Source organism: Evansella vedderi, assembly GCF_030813435.1.
Lineage (GTDB): Bacteria > Bacillota > Bacilli > Bacillales > Salisediminibacteriaceae > Evansella > Evansella vedderi.
The window spans coordinates 200,919-227,150 of the sequence record NZ_JAUSUG010000002.1; the positions used below are offsets into that span (position 1 = coordinate 200,919).

General features: G+C 37.6%; 19 protein-coding genes. 5 read left to right on the forward strand and 14 right to left on the reverse strand.

Translation table 11 applies throughout. From position 1 onward, the window contains the following. Positions 1-81: 81 nt before the first annotated feature. The 11 genes from J2S74_RS03300 to queC all read right to left on the reverse strand — a co-directional run bounded on the left by J2S74_RS03300 (position 82) and on the right by queC (position 16,176). Positions 82-2,415 carry a helix-turn-helix domain-containing protein gene (locus J2S74_RS03300; protein WP_307321777.1) on the reverse strand — a complete coding sequence of 778 codons (2,334 nt, stop codon included), beginning with the start codon at positions 2,413-2,415 and terminating at the stop codon, positions 82-84. A 273-nt stretch (positions 2,416-2,688) separates the two neighbouring features. Beyond that, the gene (locus tag J2S74_RS03305; protein WP_307321779.1) at positions 2,689-4,245 is read right to left on the reverse strand and encodes an extracellular solute-binding protein; all 1,557 of its coding nucleotides are present in this window, start codon (positions 4,243-4,245) and stop codon (positions 2,689-2,691) included. Between the two features lie 194 nt (positions 4,246-4,439). Next, positions 4,440-5,321 carry a carbohydrate ABC transporter permease gene (locus J2S74_RS03310; protein WP_307321782.1) on the reverse strand — a complete coding sequence of 294 codons (882 nt, stop codon included), beginning with the start codon at positions 5,319-5,321 and terminating at the stop codon, positions 4,440-4,442. Between the two features lie 72 nt (positions 5,322-5,393). Further along, positions 5,394-6,350: an ABC transporter permease gene (locus tag J2S74_RS03315; protein WP_370875953.1), complete on the reverse strand. Its 957-nt coding sequence runs from the start codon at positions 6,348-6,350 to the stop codon at positions 5,394-5,396. Between the two features lie 21 nt (positions 6,351-6,371). Beyond that, positions 6,372-7,463 carry a mandelate racemase/muconate lactonizing enzyme family protein gene (locus J2S74_RS03320; RefSeq protein WP_307321788.1) on the reverse strand — a complete coding sequence of 364 codons (1,092 nt, stop codon included), beginning with the start codon at positions 7,461-7,463 and terminating at the stop codon, positions 6,372-6,374. Positions 7,464-7,893: 430 nt separating this feature from the next. Further along, positions 7,894-9,051, reverse strand: a complete 1,158-nt coding sequence (locus tag J2S74_RS03325) for an NAD(P)-binding domain-containing protein (protein WP_307321790.1) — start codon at positions 9,049-9,051, stop codon at positions 7,894-7,896. A gap of 83 nt (positions 9,052-9,134) precedes the next feature. Continuing rightward, positions 9,135-11,753, reverse strand: coding sequence for a hypothetical protein (locus J2S74_RS03330; protein WP_307321792.1), 2,619 nt, complete (start codon positions 11,751-11,753; stop codon positions 9,135-9,137). An 861-nt stretch (positions 11,754-12,614) separates the two neighbouring features. Beyond that, positions 12,615-14,051 carry an MATE family efflux transporter gene (locus J2S74_RS03335; RefSeq protein ID WP_307321795.1) on the reverse strand — a complete coding sequence of 479 codons (1,437 nt, stop codon included), beginning with the start codon at positions 14,049-14,051 and terminating at the stop codon, positions 12,615-12,617. A gap of 261 nt (positions 14,052-14,312) precedes the next feature. Then, positions 14,313-15,044, reverse strand: a complete 732-nt coding sequence (gene queE / locus J2S74_RS03340) for a 7-carboxy-7-deazaguanine synthase QueE (protein WP_307321797.1) — start codon at positions 15,042-15,044, stop codon at positions 14,313-14,315. Further along, positions 15,037-15,519 carry a 6-carboxytetrahydropterin synthase QueD gene (queD, locus tag J2S74_RS03345; RefSeq protein WP_307321799.1) on the reverse strand — a complete coding sequence of 161 codons (483 nt, stop codon included), beginning with the start codon at positions 15,517-15,519 and terminating at the stop codon, positions 15,037-15,039. The genes queE and queD overlap by 8 nt, the downstream gene beginning before the upstream one ends. 3 nt (positions 15,520-15,522) lie before the next feature. Continuing rightward, positions 15,523-16,176, reverse strand: coding sequence for a 7-cyano-7-deazaguanine synthase QueC (queC, locus tag J2S74_RS03350; protein ID WP_307321802.1), 654 nt, complete (start codon positions 16,174-16,176; stop codon positions 15,523-15,525). Between the two features lie 368 nt (positions 16,177-16,544). Here queC and J2S74_RS03355 point away from each other — a divergent pair, with 368 nt between their 5' ends. After that, positions 16,545-16,982: a DUF1284 domain-containing protein gene (locus tag J2S74_RS03355; RefSeq protein WP_307321805.1), complete on the forward strand. Its 438-nt coding sequence runs from the start codon at positions 16,545-16,547 to the stop codon at positions 16,980-16,982. A 189-nt stretch (positions 16,983-17,171) separates the two neighbouring features. Continuing rightward, on the forward strand, positions 17,172-17,303 hold the full coding sequence (locus J2S74_RS03360; RefSeq protein WP_307321809.1) for a hypothetical protein: 132 nt from the start codon (positions 17,172-17,174) through the stop codon (positions 17,301-17,303). Between the two features lie 131 nt (positions 17,304-17,434). Here the strand turns inward: J2S74_RS03360 and J2S74_RS03365 are convergent, their stop codons facing one another. Next, a complete protein-coding gene (locus J2S74_RS03365) occupies positions 17,435-18,871 on the reverse strand; it encodes an MATE family efflux transporter (protein WP_307321811.1) in 1,437 nt (478 codons plus the stop codon). Positions 18,872-19,364: 493 nt separating this feature from the next. On the opposite strand from J2S74_RS03365, the gene J2S74_RS03370 reads away from it, so the two are divergent. Together J2S74_RS03370 and J2S74_RS03375 are read left to right on the forward strand one after the other, a co-directional pair. Further along, entirely contained in the window at positions 19,365-22,283 is a 2,919-nt protein-coding gene (locus tag J2S74_RS03370; protein ID WP_307321814.1) for a glycosyl hydrolase 115 family protein, read from the forward strand. A gap of 227 nt (positions 22,284-22,510) precedes the next feature. After that, positions 22,511-23,143, forward strand: coding sequence for a polysaccharide deacetylase family protein (locus J2S74_RS03375; protein ID WP_307321817.1), 633 nt, complete (start codon positions 22,511-22,513; stop codon positions 23,141-23,143). On the opposite strand, the gene J2S74_RS03380 is transcribed toward J2S74_RS03375, so the two are convergent. Next, positions 23,140-23,700 (reverse strand): UPF0175 family protein, encoded by a 561-nt coding sequence (locus tag J2S74_RS03380; RefSeq protein WP_307321820.1) that lies wholly within the window; start codon positions 23,698-23,700, stop codon positions 23,140-23,142. The genes J2S74_RS03375 and J2S74_RS03380 overlap by 4 nt on opposite strands. Before the next feature lie 464 nt (positions 23,701-24,164). Next, on the reverse strand, positions 24,165-24,500 hold the full coding sequence (locus J2S74_RS03385) for a hypothetical protein (RefSeq protein ID WP_307321823.1): 336 nt from the start codon (positions 24,498-24,500) through the stop codon (positions 24,165-24,167). 616 nt (positions 24,501-25,116) lie between these two features. Here J2S74_RS03385 and J2S74_RS03390 point away from each other — a divergent pair. Beyond that, a complete protein-coding gene (locus J2S74_RS03390) occupies positions 25,117-25,905 on the forward strand; it encodes a peptidoglycan-binding protein (protein ID WP_307321826.1) in 789 nt (262 codons plus the stop codon). The last annotated feature ends 327 nt before the right edge of the window (positions 25,906-26,232 follow it).

A 26,232-nucleotide genomic window follows, 5' to 3' on the forward strand; every position in this document is an offset into this window, starting at 1 on the left:
CAACGATTAATTTAATAAGCTTTAAAAAAAGCCCCACTATTAAACATAGTGGGGATGACAAAAACTGTCTTTGTGATGTCATTATCGATGCATATTTCTATATTGGCTTAGTGTCATATCTGCATACTTGTGAAACAACCTAGTTAAGTTTCGCTCCGAGTATCCAACGGCTTTAGCAATTTCACTTATACGAGCATCTGTTTCAATACACAAATTTTTCGCCTCTTCTACCTTCCTTATTAAAACATATTCTCTAAAATTAACTCCTACCTCTTTTTTGAAAAGTCTGCTTAAATAAGAAGGTGTTAAATTTACTAATTCAGCACATTGAGTTAATGTAATGTCTTGAGCTATATTATCATTTATAAAATGGCAAACTTGTTTAACCGCGTTTTTCCCTGGTAATTTTTCTTTCTCTTCGGTCAACGTTTTATATAAAGGGAACAAATTGTTAATAAACCACTCATTAATTTCATCTATAGTGTGAATTTCCTTTAATTGGCCAAATAAATCTAGTTCAAATATATCGTTAATACAATTACCTTGTTTTTCGAGAGTCATAATAATTGAGGAAAGCAATAGGTGAAAACATTGATATATTTGGTTATATGACTTATATAATGAGGTGGCTTTAGAAAATTCAAAAAGGTTACGCTCTGCTTGTTTTATATCTCCTACTTTTAACGATTCTAGAAGCTTCTTTTCAAGTTCTCTAGGATAAAAAAACATACCGCTCTTTTTAGATTGTTCCACATCATCAATATACAAAATAATACTTGTATCTTTCTCTTGGTAAATACGGTATTTATTAGCAGTAAGCGCTTGATTATAAGAAGTCGTTACGTCAATTACATTACTGTAAACATTCCCAATTCCTATTGAGATATTTAAAGATAAATATTTTTCTACTGACTCAGAAATGTTTAAGGAGAGTTTCTTTAAATTTTTAATTATATCATCCGAATTTCTCTCACTTGGAAAACTAAATACAGTAACAAGATTATTTTTAATGCTAACTATTTCTACTCCTTCAATATATTTATTATTTGCTATTATCTCTAATATAATATTTTTCACTGAAAAGAAAATAATCGGTTTATCCTTATCCTCGAAGCTATTTATGTCATTATAGTTGGTCATATTAATTACCATTGCAACATAATTACTTTCTAAAGGAATATTATATTCCTTACATTGACTATAAAAATTATTATTTAAAATATGGTCCCCTTCAATTAGTTGTTGAAAAAACAATTCCCGTAAACTAAGATTCATTTTTTTAATGTACTTACCTAACATTTCTTTTTCTTGATTTAAATTTTTTAAATTATCAATAATCATATTAATATCAATTATACTATCGGATTTTTTGTTTTTATTTTTACTTATGGACATAGTATAATCCATTATTTCTTTAATGGGGTTGTAAGCACGACGCATATTATAAATGGTGAGTAATATACCTATACATAAAAATCCTAAAACAGAATAAAAAATCATACTACGAAACCAACTAAGTTGATCTGTAATAACATCATTTGGAACAATGGATAAATAAATACGACCGAAAGAGGCTGATTGATTGTATGCATATAAGGTATTAGTTCCATCTACATTTTTTTCATAGAACATTCCTGAACTTGCGTTACTGTTAAACACTAGATTTAAAGCGTTATCATTATAAGTGTAAAGATCTTTTGTATAGTCTATATCTTGTAAGATCAGTCTTTCTTGTGGATCAATAATAAACGAAAATTGATATCTTTCTGTTGGAAAATACTCTAATAACAAATCCTTTTTCACTTGAAATACAAGGATACCCAAAGGAGTTCCTGCATTTAAATTAGGGAGCTTCCTGATAAATGAAATATACCCGTCTTTACTTGACTCAGGTAAATTTAACCAAGCAACATTTTGATTTGTTTTTAATATTTCATCAATATCTTTTTGATACTTAAATGATTGATAAGGAATATATCCATATTCATTAGACAAAATTATATTGTTCCTATTGTTAAAATAATAAACTTCAGCAACAAATCTATTTTCCAAAGTAGCAACCTTTAGTGTATCTAAGATTTCTAAATGATAAAATAAATCATTAGCAAAGTCAGGGGAAGTAAATGATTCTGTAATGAGAGAACTTGTACCAATTTTATTAGACTCCATTTCTATTGTCTGTAAAATAGATTCGGACCTTTCTTTAAATAAACCCAAAGCTGATTGTGTTTCACTTTCAATTTGCTGTGTTAATGAATTTATTAGCCAATAATAATATAAACCGCCAATTAGAAGAACAGGAATACATGCAGATATACACCCCAGCCAAATGAGCCGATGAAAGTATTTTCTTTGATTCCCAGTTATAAAATTAAAAGTTTTGAAAACTCCCTTTAGCCAGTCTGCCATCTTCATAAATCACCACTTTTCATAATATTATCCAGGAATAGAGTTTGATAATTCAGAATTTTCTAAGCCTGTTTAGTTTATTCGCTTTTTACTTTTAATATCCTTTATATTAATAAAAATATATTCCCTCCATAAAAGAATAGAATAAATTGGCTCATCGCCCCTCAAAGAAAGTATAAAAAATATCAAATTGTAAATTTAAAGAAAATCCCTATTGGATTAGAATAGGGATCAGGCATATCATATAGCTTTGATTGTTTAATATATTACAACTCTCATTTATTCCCAGAACGCTTCATAAGCTTCAGCAAATTCTTGGAAAGATTCTTTAAACTGAGGAAGATTTCTTAGGTTCTCAATATATTCTTCAAATTCATCCATGGTAATATTCCCAACGATAGCTTCTACAACTCTAGTTTCCCATTCATTTTGATATCTTGGCCATGCATCTACCCAAGTTTCTGAACGAAGATATGAAAATGGATTTACTTTGCCTATTTCTGCATAGTGTTCTGTATCTGCTAGCATGCGCTCATTGTATTCTTCAGGTGCATTTTTATCAACAATTTTCCACCAATCATTATACGTCAATGGTAATGGTTGCTGAACCGATGACCCAATTTGTACTTCTCCTAATTCAGTCATTACTGGGTAGCCATTATCATCAAGCTCATGATGAATCCCTTCATATCCATAGAAGATATCATGGAAAAATTCATGTGAATTTGTTTGTTCAAAGTAATCTAAAATACGAAGTACTTTTTCTTCCGACAACTCATGTGACAACATAAGGGCACCAAAAACTCCTGATTCTAACATCACTGCAGGGCCAGCCGGTCCTTCTAACTCAATAACAATTACCTCTGCTTCAGGTGTGTGACGTTTAATAGATTCTTCAAACATCCATGCTCGCCAAATATTTCGAATATAAGAAGCTGCTTGCCCAGATTCAAATAACTCCTGTGTTTGTGTTCTACTAATACTTGCAAATTCCTGTGGCAAAATACCCCGAGCATATAGATCTGCAAAATATCCTACTGTTTCCACATAGGCAGGATGCATGTTAAAGTGAATTAAACCGCCATCTTCGTCAAAGGCAGGATCAAAGGCACCAAAGCCGACCGCAAAAGCATCATGAATACCTGTTCCACCATAGGAGTGGACATAACCGATAGTATCGTTTCTTCCTGTTCCATTAGGATCCTGTTTTACCATCGCCTCTAAAGCATCAGCGTATTCTTCTAGTGTAGTAGGTACAGGTAGCCCTAAATTGTCTAACCAATCTTTTCGGATTTTTATCCCTTGGTCAATACTTGGGCGATTACGACCAATACCATAAATCTCTCCGTTCATATTCATCATTCTCCATGCATTAGGAGAAGCATTTTCCTTTAAATTAGGATAATTACTAAAATCACCTAAAAACTGTCCTATTTCCCAGAACGCACCATTATTAATTGCCCTTAATAAACTCGGACTGTTAATATTAGGAGCCCATAAAACATCCGGTAGAGCACCAGATGATAATACAAGATCAAACTTTGTATTAAAATCCCCTGACGGTACCCATTCAATATTTAATTTCGTATTTGTGCGTTCTTGGAACTCTGTCCAGTATTCGTTATTCATATCTGGAACTTCTTCGAACAAAGGTAGAATCATGCTAATTTCAAGAGGTTCTTCATTAACTATTTCATTATCACTGTCACTCTCGGTATTATTGGAAGGCGTGTCAGTGTCCCCCCCATCCGCAGTTCCATCCGTTTCATCACTGCAAGCTACCAACATTCCAAATATTAATACAACGGCTAATATTAAACCAAGTAACTTATTCATAGATTTAATTCCCCCTATTGTATATTTTACAAAAATTAAAAGAAAAAAAATCAAATTTTCCTAACCATCTAGATTTTGTCCTTTTGATGTGTAAGACATTTAGAGTGTTGGAATCATTTTACCACTTTCATTCATTTTTGCTTCCAAAAAACAACTAACGAAACTCCTTTCTATGATTATAAAAGCCCCCCTGCTTACCCTTTAACAGAACCTAACATCACCCCTTTTGCGAAGTATTTTTGCAGGAATGGATAAATAACTAATATTGGTAACATAGCCAATACAATTGATGCCATTCTAATCGTTTCCTGTGGTAATGCTGCTTGTTCACCTGAAGATCCAGCCTGTGCAACTGCATCTGACCCTGAGTCAATAACAAGGGTTTTAATTAAGACTTGTAATGTCCACTTAGAAGAATCTGTTAAGTAAATCATGGCGTTAAAATAAGTGTTCCAGTGAGCGACAGCAAAAAACAAGGTGAAAGCTGCTATAGCAGGCATAGACAATGGAATAATGATCCTTAAAAATACACCAATATCGTTACAACCATCGATTCTGGCTGCCTCCTCCAACTCTATAGGAATAGAGTCCATAAAGCTTTTGACCACGATTAAGCTCCATGCATTGGTTAAGTTTATTAAAATCAACGCCCAGTGGGAATTAATTAATCCTAATCCCTGAACGAGAATATAATTAGGTACAATACCCGCATTAAATACTAAGGTAAATACAACAGCATAAAGGATAAACGTTCGCCCAGGTAGTGTTTTCTTCGTTAACCCATAAGCCATTGTAAAAGTTACTATAATATTAAATATTGTTCCTACTATAGTGATATAGGCTGTATTTTTTAATGAATTTAAAAAACTATTCGTCGATAATAAATAGGCATAGGATGCTAGAGAAAATTGTTCTGGAATTATCCTGAATTGAAATGGAACATACACCTCAGGATCTGTAAGTGAAACACTTACGACATATAGAAAGGGAGCTAAACAAATAAACGAGAATAATACTATCGATCCGTATATAAAATAGTCCCCAATTGTCATACGTTTGGATAATACAAAGCTCACATACAAAACCTCCTTTATACTAGTACTAGTAGTCTTAAAACTTTTAAAAATAATTGTTGATTCAATTAGTATTTAAAATATTCCTTCATTACCGAATTTTTTGGAAAGCCAGTTCGCTCCTAATACTAGAATAAGCCCTACAATACCTTTAAACATACCTACTGCAACACCAATACTTGTATCTCCCCTTAAGATCCCTTGAGTAAAAGCGTAAGTATCAAATACATCCCCCACGTTCATAACTAGAGGGTTTAGCATTAATAATATTTGCTCAAATCCAACATCCATCATGCTTCCTAAGCGTAAAATGAGAAGGATGATTATAACATGACGAATAGCTGGTAAGGTAATATGCCAAATTTGTCTCATACGACTTGCCCCATCTACAACAGCAGCCTCGTATAAGCTAGGATTTACACTGGCAATTGCAGCTAAAAATATAATTGTTCCCCAACCAGCATCTTTCCAAATACTTTGAAATGTGATAATGACCCAAAACCATTTATCACTAGTTAAGAATGAAATTCTAAAATCAAACATGCTTCCCAAAATTTTGTTAATAGCACCAATATCAGTAGATAGCATAAAAAAGGTTAAACCAACTACAACTACCCAAGATAAGAAATGGGGTAAATATACAATCGATTGGTTAACACGTTTAAATACTTCATGACGAATTTCATTGAGCATAATCGCTAATATAATTGGAACAGGAAAATATAAAATCAAGCTTAAAAAATTAATAACCAGAGTATTTCGTAACAATGTATAAAAATAATCAAAAGTAAATAGATCGATAAAATGTTTAAAACCTACCCAAGGACTTCCCCAAATCCCCTGAAAGGGGTTATAGTCTTGGAAGGCAATTAAGAGACCCCACATTGGAGCATAACGAAAGACAAGAAAATATAGGATTCCGGGAAGCATCAATAAGTAAAAAAACTTATGTTGTACTATACGCCCCCATAATCTTTTGAGCCTAGATTGATTCATTTTTAAGGGAACTTGTTTTTTGGGGGATAATTCCATTTCTGGCATAGTATCACTCCTTTAATTAAGCTGTGAAATCTTGTAATCTGCTTTTTTCAACCAGTCTTCATTAATTCCTACTCCCCAACCAGGCTTTTTGGGGATTTCCACCATACCGTCCTTCACTTCTAGTACAGGATAGAATAGATTTTCCGTCCACGGAGTTTTTTCAATACTAAACTCCAAATACGGTCCAGCATTTTTCAATGCCCCTAACAGATGTAATGTGAAGACGGTTACCATTGATAAATTTGCAGCGTGAGGAGTACATGGAAGACCAGCCTCTGCCGCCATTTTAGCCACACGCAATGTTCTAGAGAGTCCTCCAAGGTAACAAACATCCGGTTGAACTATATCAACTGCCTTTAAGTCAATTAGCCGTCTCCACTGCGCTAAACAATTATCCTGTTCCCCCCCAGCTACAGGAATTGTTAATGCCCTAGTAACTTCTGCAGTCCATTCAATTTCTGGATAGGGGCAAGGCTCCTCGAAATGTCCTACGTTATATTGTTCGAGCATTTTACCAACTTCAATAGCTCTATCAGGGGTATATCCACTGTTAGCATCCACTAATAATGCAATGTCTTCTCCAATGGCCTGTCGTACTGTTGGGACAATTTCTTCTGTTCTTCCAGGCCAAACATCAACATTCTTTCCGAAGTTATTCCCTATTCTAATCTTGAAAGCGCGGTATCCATCCTTTTGCTTCAATAATTTAAGACGGTCTGCTTCATCTTGAGGAGTTATATCCCTCCTCATACTTGAACCATAAGCTTGGATTGGTCTGATTTCACCACCTAAGAGTTCACAAACACTCTTTCCCTCTAGTTTTCCTTTCAGATCCCATAAAGCTGTGTCCACTCCTCCAACAGCTCTACAAATATAGGAACCTGGAAATTTATGCTCTGCTTCTATACACCTATCTACAATTCCGTCAATATCCATTGGATCCTGTCCAAGAACATGTTGAGCTATTTGTTGATGGAGGACAAGCGATGAAATATTTGCATGATAGGGAGCAATTTGGCCATATCCTTCCTCCCCGTTATCCGTTACTACACGAACAATAGATATTTCTTTAGTGGAATAAGTTTCAATACTTTGTATTTTCAATTTCGGATCCCCTCCAGACCTTTAATTGATAAATTAACTTACCATTAATCAATTCTCGCTTTCGTTACGACCACTTTGAAAACGCTTACCTATGAGTTTATTTTTACTGTTTATAAAACTGCATTCAACAGACAGGTTTTGCTCCTTGCACAAAATTTACCTGATATCAAAAGATGTCTTGTTTGTTAAATTCAGCTTATTCACAAAGAACTTTAGCTCAATCTCTATTTCCCAAACGATCAAATACCTTATTTAGTACATGTCAATAATTGACCTTAAGTAGGATTGGACGAATTATATAAAAGGGTAAATTTAATTATTTATTCCGCAAGAAATATGTTTCCGTGGAAAGATTATAAGTAAAGGGTGATTCAAAAGGTACAATACCTTTTGAATCACCCTCAAATTAATGCACTTCCAGTTAACGTTTTTATAATCCGGGAACCATGTCCCATTCATGAATTTCATAATCACGGGCTCCATTAATAATATATGGATCTTGCTTTACCAATTCTTCTACTTCCTTTTGTGAATGACCGTAATAAATTACGAGTCCTCCTGCACCATCGACAAACCTACCGTTTGCATGTAGTACCCCTTCATTCCTTCTTTTATCCAAAAATTTAAGATGTTCTGAACGATAAACTTGGCTCTTCTCAACATCTTTCATCGGTAAAAAAACAGCAAAGGTTTTAACAGGTGACGCACTTCTCCCTTTCTCGTCCTGTTGTAGCTGGTATTCCATCATGGCAGACATATCTTTATTTTTTAAATCCATCTGACAAGCTCTTTTTACTAAGTTGTTTATGCGGCTACCCAAAGGAATTTGTACTTTACTCTCTGAAGCTAGTTCTGATACTAATCCTAAATCTTTACTTAAAAGGTTAAGGGCGAAACCAGGTGTGTACTCTTCTTTAGCGATAAAATCATTAAAGTGTCGCTGTAAAACACTACTTTGTGCAAGGCTTGCACTTAATACATCTACTGTTTGCTGCATGTCTAGGCCATTCCGCTTTGCTAAAGCGAGGGCCTCACTAACTGCCTGAGTATGAAGTGCCACCATTAATTGGTTAATCAGTTTAACTAAGGAACCACTTCCACTACTCCCAATATAGTTTACCTTTTTCCCCATGCCTTCAAAGACTGTTTTTACCTTCTGAAAAATATTTTCGTCTCCCCCCACCATTATACTTAACGTTCCAGCTTTAGCCCCTGAAGTCCCCCCACTCACAGGAGCGTCTAAATAGTGGATCCCTCTTTTCAATAATTCCCCATACAACTCTCGATTTAAGGAAGGACTTACCGTACTACAGTCTATAACAACTAAATCTTCATGCCCATGTAAAAGTAGTCCTCCTTCGTTTAAGTAAACATCTCTTACATCAGTTGGGAGCGGTAAGCACGTAATAACCACATCCATTTCTTTAGCTAATATGCTGATAGAACTACTAATCTTCCCTCCAACTTCAAGAAATCTTTTTTCCGCTTCCTTACTTCTATTTAAGCCGACTACATCAAAACCTGCCTTCAATAAATTTTTAGCCATCGGTAAACCCATGTTCCCCAAACCTATAAAACCAATTTTCATGTACGTACCTCCTAGGTAAATTATTTTCTACTAAAGTATAAAAAAGGGGTATGAAGTAAAAGATTCGCTTCATACCCACTTTTTTACATGGACTGTCGTATTACAAAGTAAGGTTGATTTGAGAGAGTATTTTCAAAACCGGGATACTGTCTTTTTTCGTTCCGGTCATCCTCCACCTCAAAATAATAAACTAATGGATACAAGCTATCAGTGTACGATGATGGAATAGTCGAGGTAAATTCATTTCCTTTTCGTTCCATTGTCACAGACTTATAACCTTCTGCTTGATTCACCCTACGGTACTTCATGGTAACCTTTCCTTGGTCTGTCCCATGTAATTGTAATGCAATAGAAACATCGTCCCCTCTTTGAAAAATTAATGGAGGTGTATGTTCGACAGAAATTTCCTTAGCCTTAGACTTACCATTTAACCATACCGTAGCCCTTTCTAGTGCCTCAGTAGAGGGTTCCGTTATAATAAACTGTGTTTGTTTCTCCATTCGCTTCATATCCTCTTCAATGCCTTCGATCCTATCAGTCCAATGTCCTCGCATATATGGAACATAACCGAAGGTAATATCATTTGTATAAATCGATCTCGTAACATCAGCTATTTTTTCATATTCATCTCTCGCTTTTCTATAATAGAAAAGTGCTTTATCTAGCAATTCCTTTGCTCCAACTTTTTCATAGAAAGCATAGGCCGTAGCAGCTCTAAACTTATTAGCAAAAAACAATCCCATGTGAATTTGTACTTCAACATCAATCGCCAACCTTCTAAAGGAAGGATCACGTTTATCTTTTATGAGCTCATTAGCCTTTACTAAATTTTGTTTAGCGGACTTCGCCAAATCCTCTAAAATAGCGGCTGTTTCAATTGGTGAAATTTTACTTGATTTTTGATTGTTCATCATATCTTCTGTAAATTCATCAATTCGGTAGAATAACTCCGGGTCTAATGGACTAGCTACATTAAAGGTGTCAGGGTGTCGCCCATCACAATGGTATTCCGGCTTACCATCTGTGTCGATGATAAATATATTACTATATATTTCCGGCCAATAATGATTGTTTGCAACAGACGGCATATGAGCTAACGTTATTAAAGGTAAGATTTTACTAGCATATTTTAATGAATTCTCACTAGCCTCTGCTGCTTTTGCAAATTCGTTTCTTAAATAACGTTGCCATGTTTCTTGGTTGGCATCCGGATTATATAATAAACGACCCCATAGACGATAACTGTAGCGATACTTTTTCCAATCATTTATCCCCAGTCGTAAAGCCGGATCAATATACGGATCCCTACCTGAAGGTGTTTCACTCGTTTTACGGGACTTAAAAGACAGGGGTTCCATTAATTCGATCCCCTTGGATCCACAAAAGCTTCCTGCACGACCATAACCTGCGGCTATTTCCGGGTCCCCCCATAAAAGAACCCTTTGAGTTCCTGGCCAAATACGGAAAAACATCTCATAATTACGATCCTCTTTCAAGAAATCAGCATATCCATATCTAGTGAACCTTCTAGATGTGGTTGTAATAATCATCTTTCCAGCCTCCGGCGTCGGGTCTACCGGTAACTCAGTCTCTCGAATAGCTGCTTGGTGATAAGGTAGAGCCATGTGCTCTGCCCAAAATTTTGGTGAAATTGTAAAGGGTACTCCATTTTCTTCTGCTACCTGTAACAGTTCATCATCAATTCCCTTTGGATGTAAATCTAGATTTATAGTACGATCCGATAAAGCTACCCCTTTTAACACTACTTTCCAAAATAAATGTGCTGGTTCAGGAATCCCACTCTCGTAGTGGACTCGTATAGTCAATCCATCAATTTCTGGACATTCCTCTAATAACGTTTTTATAGCATCACGACAATAGGTTGCATGATTATCATCATTGACTCCATTTATTCGATAGCGTAGATCAGGGCTCTCCTCCGGTTCATACGTATGTGTCCAAAGGCCTAAATGAAACTCAATTCCTCTTCGATTAGCTTCTTGACCTATAAATCGAAGCATGTTTAAATTTTTGTTTCTTTCTTCGATAGACAATCCTTCTACATATACATTGTAGCCCGGTACGGAAACAAGGAATGGATAAGCAAAGCAGAAATAGAAATCTTTAATGTCTGGATCGTGTCCATTATCATAACCCATGCCTAATGCCAAACTAAATCGATTAAATCGATGAGTGGCTAGTTCTGTTAAGTATTCACGCCAAAAATCTTTATTATAAAACCACAATTTATCTGTATGTTCATTTACAAATAAACGCTTAACACTACGTATGGTATTAGCAGGTTTTTCATTTACCGGCAGGAAATTCTCTAATTCTAGTAATGGGTCTTCAGCATGTTTTATACAATCACAAACTTCAAGAAGCCCATAAACGATTGCTCGAGAGTCAGCACCTGTTATAACCAATCCAGGATTATCATTTATTTTAACTGGATTAATAACAATGGACTCCGCTTCAACGGGCGGATGAGGATCTAGTGAATTATCATTCAAATTACCAACTACCACAGTAAAAACTGTCCCTTCATCCTCCACTATTTCGTTGGATAGATTAACATGGAACCATTTTGATTCTAATGTTTCTTTTAATTGCTCAACAGCCCAATCGATTTGTGGATTTACATTAACTTGATCTTCCAAATTGCAAATGATAGCTATCTGTTTTCCAATATTGCTTGTCAAAATAACCCCTCCCTATAATTTAATTTCTCATTTTAGTTCCATACTTATATATCCGTGTTAAGTATAGAAACTATATGTTGAAAACTTCGTTGAGAAAGCGTTTACTTTCCATTTCTATTTTTATTGATCGTTTAACTGCGTTCAACAGACAGCTTTTGTTTTTAAAATTATGCTGATCCTACATCAAAAGTTGTCTTCTCTAATTACTACTTTACAAATAATCCCCAGACATTAGGGGCTTTATTTAAATGGAAAGAATTGATGTACATAATAAATGTCAATAGTTGTCTTGTTAGACCAAAAGAGACTTTCTACTTTGATGCAGACTTATTTGCTCCAGGAGCCAAAATAGATAAAATTCCCTCTTGCTTGAAATTAATTGGTTGCCATTAATCTTCTTTTGAAAGAGCTTATTCCCAACGTTGACAGCGTAAAGTTATTCAAAGTTGCAATTTCGCTTGCTTCTCTTCAGAAGCACGAACTAAATAAAGGTTGAAGCAATACGTACGAATTGGGTAATAGTTGGTTGGTGGGTCAGTGAATCCCAGAGGTGGCTCAAGCGATCTTCGCTAGCAATGTATTTTTACATCCTTTGATGGAGTCCTAGTGGGTAAGCGAGGTGCCCGTGTGGTGGAACGTAAGGTAGACCAGGTGGAAATCACACTAGAAGGAAACAGAAAAACGGAGGGATTGTTTTCTTGTTTCCACTCCGTTTTGCAGGATTACATTCTATTTACTCTACTATATTGAAAAGAAGATAGATCAGCCTATAGTTACTCAAGTCCAACTAAAATACCTCAATAGGACTGGAGTGTCGTGGAGAAAAAGTAGAGATAGTTCAACAAGTGCCTAGCACCACTACTAAGCCGTTGATTTTACGGTATCCTTCTCTTCATCCACCAAGCGCATCTGCTGCCACTTACGGCTCTTCCAGCGGAAAAGCATAATGATGGCTCTTATCCATTCGTCTGCAAGGAGGGCAATCCATACCCCGATGAGACCTAATCCAAGGTAGATTCCCAAATAATAGGCAAGGGTGACACTGATTCCCCACATGGAGATGATCCCAACAATAACAGGAAAACGGGCATCCCCTGCTGCTCTCAGCGCACTAATGACAACCATATTGGTTGTTCGCCCAGGCTCGATTAAGACACCGATCATTAATAGAATTGCACCAATTGTAATAATATCTGGATCACTTGTAAATAGACCCATAAAGAATTCCCCAAAGATTCCGAGGATAATGGCTCCAGATACAGCTACTAGTAAAGAAATTCTTAATCCCCTATACATCCGTTTGTAGGCGTATTCCATTAACCCCGCTCCAACGAGCTGGCCGATATAAATTTGCATTCCTTTCGCCATCGCCATCGAAAAGGTCGCGATGACCCATGTGTAGTTAAGGGCGTACACCCTCGTGGATAAAGCGGCCGTACCAAGAATCGTAATAAAGACTGTAATAACAAGCTGGCTGCCGTTATGGGATAAGTGCTCTCCTGCTCCTGGTATGCCGATTTTCATTATTTTTTTTACGTATGCGCCTTTCAACGCAAAGTAATCCCGGAGCTGTATTTTAACCTCCACCCGTAAGTATAAAAGATAGAAAAGGACGACCATGGCTAACACCCGACAAACCGCTGTAGAAATGGCAACCCCCATGACTCCTAATTGCGGCACTCCGAGGGCACCGAAAATAAACAAATAGTTACCAATGATATTAAGAATATTCATCCCGATGGATACATACATGACATCCTTCGTGTTTCCCTGGGCCTGCAGCACGGAAAAAATCGTGATAATCATGGCCTGTACAAATAACGTTCCACCAACAATGAGCATGTAAATGTCTGCATAGGCCTTTAATTCCGGACTCAGGTCAAATATACCTAATAGGGGCTCCCTAAAAAAGACAATGACGACACTTATGAAAATACCAAAAAGAAGATTCATAAGCATGGCATTGGCAACCGTTGCGCTCACATCTTTCGGTTTTCTAGCCCCTACAAATTGGGCAACAACCACACCACAGCCCATTGCCGCAAAGTTAAACAGGACGAACGTAATAATTAAAATTTGATTGACAACCCCGATGGCAGCTACCGCTTCATCAGAAACGAAGCTAAGCATAAACACATCTACAAACTGCATCAGCGTTTGCAGGGACACCTCAATCAAGATTGGCCAAGTAATGGCAAATAAGGAGATTTTCTGTAGCTTCGCTTTTGTTTCCTCCGACATTTTACTCTCTTCTATACTATCTAAGCTGATATTTTTCGTTCGCTCCTTCTCTTTCATCCGTTTCCCCTCTATGTTGCAATGCAAGTTAAACATCGTGCAACGTAAATATAATCATCAATTATACTAGAACCTCCACGAAAAATACCTCTCCTCGGAAAAGACCTTTAGTTTTTTAAATAGAGACTATTAATCATCTACTTATATTCAGGTGTAAACATAAAAGAAACCCCCAATACGTTAGTTTTGTACTGGGGGAAATACCGTAATGGAGGTCTGGCACCATTATTACAGACCCATTATATAAAAATCAAAATCCGTTTAAACACCTCGCTTATTCCCCCACACCAATGTGTGTAACTGAGGCAATACTCGGGCGTGATTCAAATCTTTATCTTCTACAACTTGATTAATGAGGAGTTCATATTTTCCTAGCAATCCTCGGATTAATGATTGATCATCATTTGTTCCCACGTCGTTGTTCCCCACTTGCAAATAGAAAGTTACTTCGGGGTATCTTTTCGTTATTTCCTTGCCGTAGTCCAAATCTTCTTCACCAAATACCACTACTTTGAGGCTCATATTATTTAAACGTCCATGATCCGATAACTTCCCTACAATGGAATCTAGCACTTTATAATTCGTAACCATTGTAGAGCTTGGTGGTTTTGGGGAGATGGTAAGATCATCCACCTCTAGGAACCATTCCTGCCATACGCTCCCCTGGGTTTCCAGTGCCACAGCAATGTTGTTTTCTTTCAAAATAGCAATCAATTGATCTAAGTTTTTCAAAAGAGCAGGGTTTCCTCCAGAGATGGTTACATGGGAAAAATTATCCTTCCCTACTGCCTTGAGTTGCTGCCAGATTTGTTCTGCCGTCATTTGGACTATCTCATCTTTTGCGCTGCCGTCCCAAGTAAAGGCAGAATCGCACCAGACACAGGAGTAATCACAACCTGCTGTTCGCACGAACATCGTTTTTCGACCGATAACCATTCCTTCTCCTTGAATGGTTGGTCCGAATATTTCTAATACGGGCAACTTACTACTCAACTTCCATCCACTCCCGTCTTACCTCTGCAAAACTTGTTGGAGTTTCGTATAAACGGACGAATTCTACCCGTGCTCCTTGTTTCTCACGGAGGGCTTCCCGCTTACTAAGGGATTCTTCCATTTTTTCATAAATCCAAACGACCATGTTTTCCGCTGTCGTATTCATTGGTGGTAGCATTTCGTTAATATAGCGGTGATCTAAGTAAATCTCGATTTCCTCTTTCCAAATTTCTTTGATGTCACCGAAATCGATCATTAATCCCACCTCATCCACATAGCCACTAATACCGAAGATAACTTTGTACGTATGGCCGTGGAGGTTTTTACATTTCCCCTCATAGGAGTGGAGGTGGTGGGCCGCATCAAAGGTAAACTCTTTACTTACTAAAACTCGTTTATGGTGGTATTTGAGTTGTTCTTTCTTAATATCAGTTCCTAGTTTTTGAAGTTTGTCGACAATCTTGAAACCGAACATAGCCTACACTTCCTTTCCACTAAGATAGATGTCTAAACCTCGTTTTCTCAACTCACAGGCTGGGCACTCGCCACAGCCATCGGCAATGATTCCGTTATAGCAGGTGAGGGTTTTCTCCCGGACAAATTGGAAGGCATTTAACTCATCGGCTAACTTCCACGTTTCTGCTTTATCCAACCACATCAACGGTGTATGAACCACGAACGGATTGTCCATAGCAAGATTTAAGGTAACATTTAATGATTTAATGAACACATCGCGGCAATCAGGGTATCCACTAAAGTCCGTTTCACATACACCTGTGACAAGGTGTCTAGCACCAACTTGCTTTGCTAAAATAGCCGCAAAGCTCATAAATAATAGATTTCTACCTTCTACGAATGTAGATGGTAGTTCCCCGTCCTCTTGTTCAATGTCAATATCCTCCCTAGTGAGAGCACTAGGTGCCAATTGATTCAGTAAAGACATATCTAGGACTGTATGCTTTATCCCAAGTTCCTTGGCAATATTTTCGGCCACTTCAATTTCTAATTTATGTCGTTGATTGTAGTTAAAGGTGACTGCTTCCACTTCCTTGAAGTTCTCCATAGCCCAGAACAAACACGTGGTACTATCTTGTCCGCCACTAAATACTACAACCGCTTTTTCGTTTTTCATTCTATCCATCTCCTATATTACGGCGACGATGACACTAAAAAAGCCATACCCCTAAGGATATGGCTGACATGTCTCTCCACCTTAGTTTTTTATAGAGGGTATTCGCTAGAACCTCTCCCGCTCACAGAACGGATTTTATTTTTTTATCATTGGCTATTATAACATGGGACACGGAGAAAAAAATAGCTGTGTATACTGGTAAAGATACCCTGTGCAAAAATAGGAAGCAATAGCAGATTGGTTTAGATTAGTCATGACAAAGTTTTAACGACCGGGGGTAGGCACATTTTCATGTGATACTGTGATAGCCATGGTCGCTCATATATAATAAGATTACTAGTTTATTCTATATAGTCAGGAGAGTTTGGATGGAGCGAATATTACGAGGGCATCATTTATTATGCGTTCATGGGTTTCAAGGGATGGGGTACAGTCCAGAGTTTGTGAAAGAGATGGACGCTATTGTCAAAGACATTAGAAATAAAGAAAAAGAGTTCCAAATAAAAGTGGTGAAGGATCTGGATGACACGTGTCAAGCATGCCCACATAATGGGGGAAGCATATGTATTGCTAACGAAGGTTCAGACGACCATGTAAAGTCAATGGATGGTCGTGTTATTGAACATCTAGGTTTGATCGAGAACAAGTCCTACTCTAAAAGTATATTAGTAGAATGGACTGCACGGCTAGTCCAGCCCGATGATCTAGATCATTTATGTAAAGGATGCAGCTGGTTACAATATGGCGTTTGCAAGGAAGGAATAGCTAGGTTAAAAGATTCTATTCCCTTTCAATCAAAGGATTAAATCTTAGCATCGTAAAGGAGAAGATATCTAATAATAAAGAGCCTGAGGACATAACTAAGCGTTTTCTTTTTTCTTGTCCTCACATCGCCTTCTTAAGGATATACCACCTACACAATTGGTGTAATAGTTGGTTAAGGGCAGTTACAGGAGGAGATGAAAAAAGGTAGCGAATCATTTAGAACTTATTTTTTGCAAATGAGAGTGGAAGTTCAAGTCATTTCCATTAACGATCCGATAGAGCGAGTGAACAAAGAAACGGCGGTTCCAAGCGGTGGATACGATCACCGCTCGCAATGTATTTACATCCTGATGGATTGCTAGTGGGTAAGCGAGGTGCCCTCTTGGTGGAACGTTAATATGACCAGGTGGAAATCACACTTTACGGAAACAAAAAAACGGAGGGATTGTTTTCTCTCCGTTTTCCGTAGTCCGACAACTGCCTGGCACCACTACTAAGCCGTTGATTTCACGGACTCCTTCTCCTCATCCACCAAGCGCATCTGTTGCCATTTACGGCTCTTCCAGCGAAATAGCATAATGATGGCCCTTATCCATTCGTCAGCGAGGATGGCAATCCAAACCCCGATGAGACCTAAACCAAGGTAGATTCCCAAATAATAGGCAAGGGTGACACTGACTCCCCACATGGATAGGATTCCAATAATAACAGGAAAGCGGGCATCCCCTGCTGCTCTCAGCGCGCTAATGACAACCATATTGGTTGTTCGCCCAGGCTCGATCAAGACACCGATCATTAATAAAATTGCACCAATCGTAATAATGTCCGGATCACTTGTAAATAGACCCATAAAGAATTCCCCGAAGATAGCGAGGATAATGGCTCCAGATACAGCTACTAGTAACGAAATTCTTAATCCCCGGTACATCCGTTTGTAGGCATATTCCATTAACCCAGCACCAACGAGCTGACCGATATAAATTTGCATTCCTTTGGCCATGGCCATCGAAAAGGTTACCATGACCCAGGTGTAGCTAAGGGCGTACACCCTCGTGGATAAAGCAATCGTGCCAAGAATCGTAATAAAGACAGTAATAACAAACTGGCTACCGCTATGGGATAAATGCTCCCCTGCTCCTGGTACACCGATTTTCATTATTTTTTTCACGTAAGCGCCTTTCAACGTAAAATAGTCACGGAAGCGTATTTTAACCTCCACCCGTAAGTATAGGAGATAGAAAAGGACGATCATGGCTAACATCCGACAAACCGCCGTGGAAATAGCTACACCCATGACTCCTAATTGTGGCACTCCGAGGGCACCGAAAATAAACAAATAGTTACCAATGATATTAAGTACATTCATCCCGATGGAGACATACATGACATCCTTCGTGTTTCCCTGGGCCTGAAGCGCGGAAAAAACTGTCATAATCATGGCCTGTACAAATAACGTTCCACCAACAATGAGCATGTAAATGTCTGCATAGGCCATTAACTCCGGACTCAGGTCAAATAGACCTAATAGGGGTTCCCTAAAAAAGACAATGATGACACTGATAAAAATACCGAAGAGAAGATTTATAAGCATGGCATTAGCAACCGTTGCGCTCACATCTTTCGGCTTTCTAGCCCCTACAAATTGGGCAACAACGACACCACAGCCCATTGCCGTAAAGTTAAACAGGACGAACGTAATGATTAATATCTGATTGGCAACGCCTATCGCAGCTACTGCTTCATCAGAAACAAAGCTGAGCATAAACACATCCACAAACTTCATCAGCGTTTGCAGAGACACTTCAATCAAGATTGGCCAAGTAATAGCAAACAAGGAGATTTTCTGTAGTTTCGCTTTTGTTTCCTCCGACATTTTACTCTCTTCTGTACTTTCTATGCTGATCGTTTTCTTTCGTTCTCTCTCTTTCATCCGTTTCCCCTCTATGCTGCAACTATTGTACATCATGCAACGTAAATATTATCATCATTATACTAGACCCTACACGGAAAATACCTCTCCCCGGAAAATACCTTTAGTTTTTTAAATAGAGACTATTAATCCTCTACTTACATTCAAAGAATCTCCCATTACGTAAATTCGCACTGAAGGGAAATGCCGTAATGGGTGTCTAACAACATTATTCGATAAGTGCCTGGCCAAAAATCATATACTTTGTGGTGGTTATGTCTATTCTTTCACTAATGTTTTTCGTTTGATAATAAAATATAATTACATAAGGTCTCCTTTGAAAATGCAACACTATTCCATTGTGAGAAAGAGAAACCAAAATGCCTTACAAATGTAATGCCTGATCTCTATCGAAAAAACTCTTCTACCAACCTAATTAGTAGAAGACTCTCTTAACTAATAACCTATGATGTAATAGGGTTAATACAAAAAACTAAGTAGAAAGGATTTTTCTATGGAATTTGTGATTAATCAAGAATTGTTAAAGAATGTATCTAGTACAAATGCAGCGTTATTTTATGAGGAAAAAGAGGCTTTTAGCGGTGTAAATAAGATTGCCCAAAAGGTGATGCATGATCTAGAATTGGTTTTTGGAAATGCACCACAAGCAACTACAGACAGAAAAAAGCTGGGAAAAAACGCTGTTTTGTATGGAACGGTGGATCACAGTGCCATGCTTCAGGAACTTGATGAGAAAAAGATGATTGATCTTTCCGAAATTAAAGGGAAGAGAGAAGTTTTTTTATTACAAGTCATTGATCATCCATTAGAAGGTGTTGAGAAAGCCCTAGTAATTGCAGGAAGTGATAAGCGCGGCACCATATACGGTCTTTTTCATCTATCAGAGCTCCTTGGAGTTTCTCCGTTGGTAGACTGGTGTGATGTGAAACCACAGCAGAAAGAGTCCTTCTCCTTAGAGGCAGACTTGAAATATATATCGAAAGAGCCATCTGTTCGTTATCGCGGCTTCTTTATCAATGATGAATGGCCAGCCTTCGGTAACTGGACGATGAAGAGATTTGGTGGATTCAATGCAGAAATGTACGATCACGTTTTTCAACTATTGCTTAGAATGAAAGGAAATTACCTCTGGCCTGCCATGTGGTCAGCACGTTTCAGTGAAGACGGTCCGGGACTTGCAAGTGCAGAACTGGCAGACGAATATGGGGTAGTAATGGGAGCATCCCATCATGAGCCTTGTTTGCGAAATGGAGAGGAATATAAATATCTCCGTGGCGAGAACTCCATTTACGGTGATGCTTGGAATTTCATCACGAATCGAGAAGGGATTATAAAGTTCTGGGAAGACGGCTTAAAGCGAAGTGGTAATTTTGAAAACGTCATCACTGTCGGTATGCGTGGGGAACAAGACACTTCCATCATGGGTAAAGAAGCTACACTGGCGGACAATATTAACTTGCTCCGAGATGTGCTACAAACACAAAATCAGCTGATACGGGAAAATGTAAACCCTAACCTTTCCGAAGTGCCAAGAATGTTAGCCCTTTATAAAGAGGTAGAACCTTTCTTTTATGGAGATGAGAATACCCCAGGATTAATGAACTCGGAGGAGCTCGAGGATGTTATTTTGATGCTCTGCGATGATAATCACGGCAACTTACGTACCTTACCAACAGAAGAAATGCGTAACCATAAAGGTGGTTATGGCATGTATTATCATTTTGATTATCATGGTGGGCCAATATCGTACGAATGGATCAACAGTTCCTACCTCCCTAAGATATGGGAACAGATGAGCATGGCTTACGACTTTGGTGTTCGCGATTTGTGGATTGTGAATGTGGGTGATATTGCGACGCAGGAATTCCCGTTATCTTATTTCTTAGATTTAGCTTATGATTTTGAAAAATGGGGAACTGATGCTGTTAATAAGACAAATCTGTATACGAACCAATGGGTGGAAAAACAGTTTCAGGCTGTGTTCAGTGAGGATGATAGGAAAAAGGTAGTTGAGTTGCTCACAGGTTATACAAAGATTGCCCATAATCGTAGACCTGAGCATATGAATGCCGATGTCTATCATCCGGTGAATTACAAGGAAGCGGATCATTTATTACAGCAAATTGATTACCTGTTGAATCTTGCTGAGGAACTTTATCAGAAGGTGGATCCGGAGAACTTCACCGCTTATTTTTCACTAGTCTATTATCCTGCTGTGGGAAATCTCAACTTGCAGAAGATGTGGTTACTAACAGGGAAAAATCATTATGCTGCAAAGTTGAGACAAATGGAAGCAAACAAACTGGCGGATCAAATTAGAGAATGCTTCAAGAGAGATAGAAAACTAGTAGAACAATATCATACGATCGATAATGGAAAGTGGTACGGAATGGGGCTTTCTGAGCATATCGGTTTTATTAATTGGAATGAAGAGGAGTGCCAATACCCTATCCTCATGAATGTATTGCCTGCTAATAAGCAAAGATTGATGGTCACGGTGGATGGGACGGATCAGCACACGGAAGGTCCTGCTTGGCATAACAATAAAGTCTACTTAAACGACTTTTTACAGCCCGATGTAGAGGAAGCTTCCTTTACTATTTCTAGTATTAGTGATTTGAAGGCTGAATTTAAGATTACTTCCCAAAACCAGTGGCTAACATGTTCTCAGACGAGCGGCAGCTTAGATGGTGTAGAAAAAACAAAGGAAATCATTCATGTAAAAATTGATCGTAGTAAGATGAAGGCCGAAACAGAAGGCAGTATCGTTGTGGAAATGCCGGTAGGTACGTGTACTATTATTGTGAACGCACTGCAGAACGATTTCAGCGAACTACCTGAAATGACCTTTGTGGAGACCAATGGCTATATTTCCATAGAAGCAGAACATTTCGCCCTAAATAAGGAAGCAACAAACCAGCAAGGTGATGTGAATAAATTTGAAGTCCTTCACGGATATGGTAAGACGTTATCAGCAATGAAGGCTTTTCCAACAACAGGTTATTTTACTGCCGGAGAGGATGCACCGTATTTGGAATATCACTTTGTCGTACAGGAAAGTGGCCAGTATGAAGTGGAACTTTACATGCAACCATCTAATCCAGTTACTAAAGAAGGTACAATATTCTGTGGTATTCAAGGAAATGAGGATGAGATTAACATCGTTAATACGCTTCCGGAAAAATACCGCGTTGATGATGATAACTGGGGAGCTGGAGTCCTTAATAACATCCATACGCGCAGCAGCAGAATCAATTGTAAGGAAGGCTTCAATACACTAAGGATTTATGCCGTTAGTCCAGGCTTCGTATTAGAAAAGCTCGTAATCTATCCAGAAGGAAAGAAACCTGTAACTAGCTATCTAGGACCGACGGAAACTTATTATGTAGGGAAATGCGGAAGTAAGTTATAAAATATATTTCATAGAATGATGGTAGTAGTACGGTTCCAGCTCCCATACTCCATTTGGGATACTAATAACGGTTACCATCCGTTCTTTTAAGCGATTGTATTCGAAGTGAGTGTGACACGCCCACGAATTGTTGTGTGTCACACTCACTACCTTTTTATATTTACAAAAAGACAAAATCCGCCAATCCTCGGGTGGTGACAGTACCTAAAGAAAAGGAGCAATTCAGAATGAGTAATACAAATATAATTCATGAAATACCTGCAAAACAAAAAGCAGTTGCATTTACATTTGATGATGGCCCTCATCCGATATATACTCCACAGATTCTCGAAATTTTTAAGGAAGTATCAGGTAAAGCAACGTTTTATATGATTGGAAAGCATATGTTAGAACACCCTGAGATTGTTAATAATGTGGTAGAACAATCCCATGAAATTGGTAATCATACATACTCCCATCCTTTTTTAACGAAATTGAGCAAAGATGATTGTAAAGAAGAAATTAAAGAGTCGGATTCTATTATTAAGAAATTAACTGGTCAAAGGGCAGCTACCTTTCGGCCACCCTACTTTGATTTTAATGAAGACACGGTTTCGATTGTACAAGATTTTTCCTACAAGATGATTGGTGCCGTAAATATGGATGCAGTGGATTGGGAACAGCCTGGAGTAAATCATATTGTAACTAAATCTCGTAATCATATAAGAAACGGCAGTATTTTTCTTTTTCACGATGGCTTAGGTGATCGTTCTCAAACGGTGGAAGCTGTTAGAATCCTTGTTAAAGAGTTAGTTGACGAGGGATATCAGCTAGTCACAGTCAGCGAGTTAATGCAGTTTACGGAAAACAAATCGTATTAACTTTCTTGAGAACTGTCTACTTGTCTAATTTCCCAAGGGATACCTTGTTCCTCTAACAGGTCAATAAAATCGATAAAAGATAGGCCTGACAATTTTGCTGCTTGTTCAATTGTTATTGTTTTGTCTTGATAGAGTGAAATGGCTAGGTAGATTGTAATGGCTTCATCAATCTGATGGGTGTGGTATTTTTGTATTAATACGTCTCCTAGCTCAGTTGGTACAGTTATTACCGTTTGCTCCAGTGTATTATAGAAAGGCTGCCCTTCACAGATTTCGGTGATTTGATGATGATAGTGGGCTTGATCTAACACTTCTTGATCAGTAGATTGTTGAATATCCCATTCTGGTTCATAGTCTAACAGAGCTTTATATTCTTCTATCTCATAAATCTCTTTTTCCATTTCAAATGAGTCTTGTTCTTTTCGTATTGCTCGCTTTTTCCTTTTGCAATCCTTACAAATGTGATCTTGATGACCCTTACCACTGAATTTTTCGTTAGCCCGATAGCGGTCACAATAATAACAATAATGGCCACGTCGCTTTTTCTTCTTGCCCAATTAAATCGCTCCTACGCTGTTGCATACTTTTGTCTTTTTCTATTGTAAATATTTTTTTTGGAAAGATACTAGTTTATATGTAGAATAACATTTAAGAATTTTCGTAGCTTTCTAAGAGTGGGTTTCTCATAGAAAGTACGCAGCAAAAATCCAGTACTGCCCTTGACATTTTATAACTAACCTTTTGCATATCAAGTTCGATAGTTCCAAAACCAGCTATTATATAAATCTATTAATGGATAATTGGAATGATCAGAACTTACATCTAGATCTGCTAGGGGTGAAGTTCCCAATCTTCAAGAACAATGGTATTACTCCCCTTTTCTTTCATTTTCAAAATGCCTCTCTTTACCTTATATATTAATCATTATAGTTACTAGTAAGTTATCTGGAAAGGGCTCGATGTAACCTTAAGTGCCTGCCCATAAATCTAAAAGAAGCAAAAGGACGTAGGTCCTTTGCTTCTACATTACTTTCCCCTTTTTCGATGCAACTCCAAAATTCATATTTCCCTTGACAATTTTATCAAGATGCCACCACCATTGCTCATGTGGAATATCATTTTTATCAGATAAAGTAAAATCATATACTTCACTAATGTGTTCCACCATATTTTTAGCATTTGCAATCAATTTTAAATCATATTCACCAAGCCAGGCTTTTTCATTAAAGTCTAACTGGTCTTGTATATTATGAATCCTACTCCTATCATGAAGCATACGTAGGCTTTCAAAGGGACTGGAATCCACATCGTTTACGTCATCACCATAATTAAGAATGTCTTGTTTATATTTACTCATCTCAACACATCCTTTACTTTACCAAGAGTAAGTGTATCCTGGATTTTTCTTAAAATAGTTTTGTGGATTACCTACCATTGCAGTCTCCATAATGCCGCTTCACCGACAATAACAAATTCATTATATTCAATATTAGTTCATTGTAATCATTTATGGACCAATCACTCGGTATCTCTTTTCTACATTGTCGCTTTCTTAAATGGTGTTTTCCCATGTGATGCGATTTTGATCTTTTCTCAATGGGGGTTAAGTATACAATTCGAGTAACGGAAGCTAAAGCAATAGGGGATAGATAAAAAAGGGAGCGTTAACCATAATTCATCATTTGCGAGTAGAATACGAGGTAACATCCGATATATGTATTATGCATGTTTTAGCCTAAGTATTTATAAAACCATGAAAACAGTCTAGTATAAATAGTGCACACGAAGCCATTTCGAGATTAGATCCCCTTAGAAACGTTTAAATCTATCTACGACAAGTGTCTGGCACTCTAGTACATTCCTCTCATTTTACAAATAGATGACAACAATCTACGAAACTATTACGAATCTATTAATTAAGCTCAATAAAAAGACGCTCGAGCTTAATTTCATCTATGAATGGAGGAATAGTTTTGAAAGCTATCGTTTTTATTTTTGCGTTAGGGTTCGTCCTATTTAGCGCACCTGTATTAAGTGAAGCCTCATATGGGGGTCAAACGTTAAGCAAAGGAATGTCACATTCTGATGTGGAAGAACTACAAGACTTATTAATGACCAAAGGTGTATTCCCATACCATACATCAACCGGTTATTTCGGGGAGATCACGGAAAAATCTGTTACAGATTTTCAACGACGTAACAACTTGCAAGTGGACGGCATTGCAGGTCCGGAAACGAATCGGGCACTTCAAATTTTCAGGCGTGGGGATATAGGAAAGCATGTTACTCATATTCAACACCAATTAAAAGATCTTGGCTATTATACATCAGCAGTTGATGGGATTTTTGGACCAGGAACAGAAAGAGCTGTTATCAACTTCCAACAATCAGCAGGGCTTACGGTAGATGGTATCGCAGGTCCACAAACATTATCTGCTTTGAACGATCGTTCTAATCCTAATACATATGCAGGAAAAGAAATGACCGTTGAAAGTACAGCCTATACTGCTTATTGTGATGGCTGTTCTGGCATTACGAGAATGGGAATTGATTTACGTCAGTATGACACTGGTAAGGTTATCGCAGTTGATCCAAATGTTATCCCCTTGGGCTCTATTGTCGAAGTGGAAGGATATGGTCTAGCAATTGCCGCAGATATTGGTGGAGCTATCAATGGAAAAAAGATTGATGTGTTTATTCCCGATCGTAATGACGCTTTACAATGGGGAAGAAAAGATGTAAAAATAACAATCATTAAGTAAACAACTACAAAGTTGAAGCCAGTACAGTGAGTCATTTTGTACTGGCTTTTCCCCTTTAATTCATAACCAAGTTTTTACAACCTCTTTAAATCTAGTTACTAGTTCATCTATAAGATTGAACTTCTCATAACAATACTTAGTTCCTATACAACTTCTCTGTGCTCCCTACCATAAGCACTATCTGTTTCATCAAATAACTAGTCCATAGGTTCATTACTTTTTTTCCCATTTTAGTAATTTATACCCTTTAAAATATTCAAAATTTTATGTATATTTTAAAGGGAGGTTGGTAAGTAAGCCTTACTAACCTTCCCCAATACTAGGGAG

Coding starts and splice junctions, on each gene's coding strand:
- J2S74_RS03325 (WP_307321790.1), bottom strand. CDS start 9,051: ATGAAAATTGGTTTTATAGGTTTGGGGAACATGGGTTTACCGATGGCT.
- J2S74_RS03315 (WP_370875953.1), bottom strand. CDS start 6,350: ATGGAATTATCCCCCAAAAAACAAGTTCCCTTAAAAATGAATCAATCT.
- J2S74_RS03365 (WP_307321811.1), bottom strand. CDS start 18,871: ATGAAAGAGAGAGAACGAAAGAAAACGATCAGCATAGAAAGTACAGAA.
- J2S74_RS03370 (WP_307321814.1), top strand. CDS start 19,365: ATGGAATTTGTGATTAATCAAGAATTGTTAAAGAATGTATCTAGTACA.
- J2S74_RS03305 (WP_307321779.1), bottom strand. CDS start 4,245: ATGAATAAGTTACTTGGTTTAATATTAGCCGTTGTATTAATATTTGGA.
- queC (WP_307321802.1), bottom strand. CDS start 16,176: ATGAAAAACGAAAAAGCGGTTGTAGTATTTAGTGGCGGACAAGATAGT.
- J2S74_RS03300 (WP_307321777.1), bottom strand. CDS start 2,415: ATGAAGATGGCAGACTGGCTAAAGGGAGTTTTCAAAACTTTTAATTTT.
- queD (WP_307321799.1), bottom strand. CDS start 15,519: ATGTTCGGTTTCAAGATTGTCGACAAACTTCAAAAACTAGGAACTGAT.
- J2S74_RS03335 (WP_307321795.1), bottom strand. CDS start 14,051: ATGAAAGAGAAGGAGCGAACGAAAAATATCAGCTTAGATAGTATAGAA.
- J2S74_RS03375 (WP_307321817.1), top strand. CDS start 22,511: ATGAGTAATACAAATATAATTCATGAAATACCTGCAAAACAAAAAGCA.
- J2S74_RS03355 (WP_307321805.1), top strand. CDS start 16,545: ATGGAGCGAATATTACGAGGGCATCATTTATTATGCGTTCATGGGTTT.
- J2S74_RS03385 (WP_307321823.1), bottom strand. CDS start 24,500: ATGAGTAAATATAAACAAGACATTCTTAATTATGGTGATGACGTAAAC.